The 4,059-nt window shown below is 65.7% G+C and carries 3 protein-coding genes; all 3 read left to right on the top strand.

Annotation, left to right across the window (positions count from 1 at the left end; translation table 11 throughout):
* The first annotated feature begins 585 nt into the window (after positions 1–585).
* The 3 genes from AC3WXD_RS34895 to AC3WXD_RS34885 all read left to right on the top strand — a co-directional run bounded on the left by AC3WXD_RS34895 (position 586) and on the right by AC3WXD_RS34885 (position 3,792).
* Positions 586–1,554, top strand: coding sequence for a Bug family tripartite tricarboxylate transporter substrate binding protein (locus tag AC3WXD_RS34895; RefSeq protein WP_492325738.1), 969 nt, complete (start codon positions 586–588; stop codon positions 1,552–1,554).
* A 233-nt stretch (positions 1,555–1,787) separates the two neighbouring features.
* Positions 1,788–2,261 (top strand): tripartite tricarboxylate transporter TctB family protein, encoded by a 474-nt coding sequence (locus tag AC3WXD_RS34890; protein WP_020207074.1) that lies wholly within the window; start codon positions 1,788–1,790, stop codon positions 2,259–2,261.
* Between the two features lie 13 nt (positions 2,262–2,274).
* Positions 2,275–3,792 (top strand): tripartite tricarboxylate transporter permease, encoded by a 1,518-nt coding sequence (locus AC3WXD_RS34885; RefSeq protein ID WP_059410952.1) that lies wholly within the window; start codon positions 2,275–2,277, stop codon positions 3,790–3,792.
* Positions 3,793–4,059: the final 267 nt, after the last annotated feature.

Below are 4,059 nucleotides of genomic sequence, written 5' to 3'. Positions count from 1 at the left end.
TCCGCTTTCTTGGCTTACTTTCTTTTCGGATAAAAGAAAGTAAGTCGCGCCGGGGGCGCGAAAGCCTTTGACTTTGATGTTGACTTTGACTTTGACTTTGAAGTTGAAGTTGAAGTTGAAGTTGAAGTTGAAGTTGAAGTTGAAGTTGAAGCCTTTGACCTTGAAGTCGACTTTAGGATTTTAAAGACTCTAAATTTAACCCTCCAAAGCCACGCCCCACCATTAAAAAAACCCAGAAAACACCCCCCAGCCCCCAAATGTCCACACATTCACCCCCACGTAAACCCCACCCCTCTCCCTATCAAATTGACAGCCTTTTGACAGTTTCCCCCACCTAGAATCCCCCCAATGGCTCATAAGAGCCAGATCCGCGCAATCCACCGCACGGAAAGAACTCAAAGAACAAGTCCGGCCATGCACGCGCAGCGGCGGACAGGAGACGAGCCCTTCGCCCCCCGGCGTGCCGGGGGTGTCTTCCTGCCCCGCGCCAGCGCCACACCAGCCGGGCGCCCCGGTCCGGACCGCGCCAGGCACCGCATGCCATGCCCGGCCGCCGGCAACTTTCAAGACAAGCAGGAGACCGATATGCGCCGCTCGATTCAACGCTTCGCCCACGCCGTCATGGCTTCGGCCGCGCTGGCCGCCACCGTGGCCGCCGCGCCCGCGTTCGCGCTCGACAACGTCAAGTTCATGATCGGCGCCAACCCGGGCGGCGGCTACGACCAGACCGGCCGCTCGCTGGGCGCCGCGCTGGTGGCCGCCGGCGTGGCCAAGACCGCCGCGTACGACAACAAGGGCGGCGCGGGCGGCGTCATCGGCCTGACGCAGTTCGTCAACACCGACAAGGGCAACCCCAACGCGCTGATCGTCACCGGCGCGGTGATGGTGGGCGCGATCGAGACCAACAAGCCGCCGGTCACGCTCAAGAACGCCACGCCGGTGGCGCGCCTGTACGCGGACACGATGGTCATCACGGTGCCGGCCAACTCGCCGCTGAAGTCGGTCAAGGACCTGACCACGCAGCTCAAGGCCAACCCGGGCAGCGTGAGCTGGGGCGGCGGCTCCAAGGGTTCGATCGACCACATCCTGGCCGGCCTGATCGCCAAGGACATCGGCGTGGATCCGAAGAAGGTCAACTACGTGCCGTTCCAGGGCGGCGGCGAAGCGTCGGCCTCGATCCTCGGCGGCCACGTGACCGTGGGCATCGCCGGCGTGTCCGAGTTCCTGCCCTTCATCAAGAGCGGCAAGATGCGCGCGCTGGCGGTGACGTCGAAGGAACGCACCGCCGACATCCCCACGCTCAAGGAGCGGGGCGTGAACGTGGAGATCTACAACTGGCGCGGCGTGTATGGCGCGCCCGGCATCACCGCCGAGCAGCGCAAGGCGCTGGTGGACGCGGTGGTCAAGGCCACCGAGACGCCGACCTGGAAAGAGGCGCTGACCCGCAACGACTGGACCCCGTTCCTGCTGACCGGCGACGAGTTCGGCAAGTTCGTGGACGGCGAGTCGGCGCGCCTGGGCACCACGCTGCGCGAGCTGGGCGTGGCGAAGTAAGTCCCGTGCCGGCGCGCGCGCCGGCATGACGGCGCCGCCGCGGTGTCGCTTTGCCGTTTCACCTATCGGCCCCGCCTGCGGCGCACCGTGACGCCTGGTGCGCATGCGGCAGGCGGGGGCCCGGTGTCCACCACCTGCGATACCCAGGACCAGACCATCAGTCGCCGGGCCCCCGCCGCGCGGGGACGACAAACCGCGGCCGGCCAGCGCGCCACCGCCTGAAGGAGCCCTTGATGAAACCCTCGCACCTGGCGATCGGCATTGCCGTATTGCTGCTCTCGCTGTTCTTCTTCGTCGGCCTGCCGGGCATCTCCGGCGACGAAGGTTATGCCGGGCTGTCGCCGCGCTTCATGCCCACGCTGGTCGCCATCGGCCTGGCCGTGTGCGGCGCGGCGCTGACCTGGCAGGGCATCCGCGGGGGCTTTCGCAACATGCCCGAGGAAGACGCCGAGCTGCCCTCGGCGCCGCACAACTTCCGCGGCTTCCTGTGGGTCGCCGCCGGGCTGGTGGCCAACATGGCGCTGATCGGCACGCTCGGCTTCGTGCTGGCCTCGACGCTGCTGATGATCTGCGTGGCGCGCGGCTACGGCAGCAAGCGCTTTGTGCGCGACGGCTTCATCGGCCTGTGCATCACGCTGCCGATGTGGGCGCTGTTCGAATTCCTGCTCGGCATCAACCTGCCGCTGCTGCCCGTCGCCGGGTTCTGACCGGAGCTGACTCATGGACACTCTCAACCTACTGATGCACGGCTTCGCCGTGGCCATCACCCCGATCAACCTGATGTGGGCCCTGGTGGGCTGCTTCCTCGGCACCGCCATCGGCGTGCTGCCCGGCATCGGCCCGGCGCTGACGGTGGCGATGCTGCTGCCGCTGACCACCAAGGTGGAGCCGACCGCCGCGCTGATCATGTTCGCCGGCATCTACTACGGCGCCATGTACGGCGGCTCGACCACCTCCATCCTGATGAACACGCCGGGCGAATCGTCGACGATGGTCACGGCGATGGAAGGCAACCTGATGGCCAAGAGCGGCCGCGCCGGCCCGGCGCTTGCCACCGCGGCGATCGGCTCGTTCGCGGCGGGCACCATCGCCACCGTGCTGCTGTCGATGTTCGCGCCGGTGGCGGCGGACGTGGCGCTGCAGTTCGGCCCCGGCGAGTACTTCATGATCATGCTGCTGGCCTTCACCACGGTGTCCGCGGTGCTGGGCTCGTCGCTGCTGCGCGGCATGACCAGCCTGTTCCTGGGGCTGGGCATCGGCCTGATCGGCATGGACTCGCTGTCGGGCCAGACGCGCTACTCGATGGACGTGCAGGAGCTGTACGACGGCATCGACATCGTGGTGGTGGCGGTCGGCCTGTTCGCGGTCGGCGAGGCGCTGTTCAACGCCTTCTTCCCGCAGCCCGACGGCAGCTTCAACAAGCTCAGCAGCGTCATGATGACCAGGTCGGACTGGAAACGCTCGGTGCCGGCGTGGATCCGCGGCACCCTCATCGGCTTCCCGTTCGGCCTGATCCCGGCCGGCGGCGCGGAGATCCCGACCTTCCTGTCGTACGCCACCGAGAAAAAGCTGTCCAGGCACAAGGACGAGTTCGGCACGGTCGGCGCGATCGAAGGCGTGGCCGGCCCCGAGGCCGCCAACAACGCCGCCGTCACCGCCACGCTGGCGCCGCTGCTGACGCTGGGCATCCCCACCTCGAACACCACCGCGATCCTGCTGGCGGCGTTCCAGAACTACAACCTGCAGCCCGGCCCGATGCTGTTCCAGACCTCGGGCGACCTGGTGTGGGGCCTGCTGGCCTCGCTCTACATCGGCAACGTGATGCTGCTGGTGCTGAACCTGCCGGCCATCGGCCTGTGGGTGCGCATGCTGCGCATTCCCACGCCGCTGCTGTACGGCGGCATCCTGATCTTCGCGGGGCTAGGCGCGTACGGCATCCGCCAGTCGTGGTTCGACCTGCTGCTGCTGTTCGTGATCGGCGTGCTGGGCATGGCCATGCGGCGCTTCGACTTCCCCACCGCGCCGGTGATCGTCGGCATGATCCTGGGGCCCATCGCCGAGAAGCAATTGCGCAACGCGCTGTCGATCAGCCAGGGCGACTGGTCGATCTTCGTGACCCAGCCGATCTCGGCGACCATCCTGGCGATGACCGTGGCGGTGGTGGTGATTCCGAGGGTGCTGGGGTGGCTGGCGCGGCGCGCCGCGCGGCGTGGGGGGGTGGTGGACGCGGCGGGTTGAGTTGGCTTGCCGCGTGGCGGCGGGGTGATTATTGTTGGCGAAGCCTGACACTTTTGCGGTGTTGGGCTTTTTTTTATTGGTTTATTGGGGGAGGGTTTTTTAAAGGTTGGGTTCGGCTTGAGAAGCGGCTTCAAAGTCAAATTCTTAACTTCAGCGGCTGAAGGTCAAAGTCAACTTCTTAACGTTAAAGTTAAAGTCAACATCAAAGTCAAAGGCTTTCGCTCCCCCGGAGCGACCTACTTTCTTTTCCCCGAAAAGAAAGTAGGC

The sequence above is a fragment of the Cupriavidus sp. FW216-B1 genome (genome assembly GCF_058789195.1).
The sequence above is the reverse complement of the archived record's forward strand: the minus strand, read 5'-3'. Positions and strand labels throughout refer to the sequence as shown.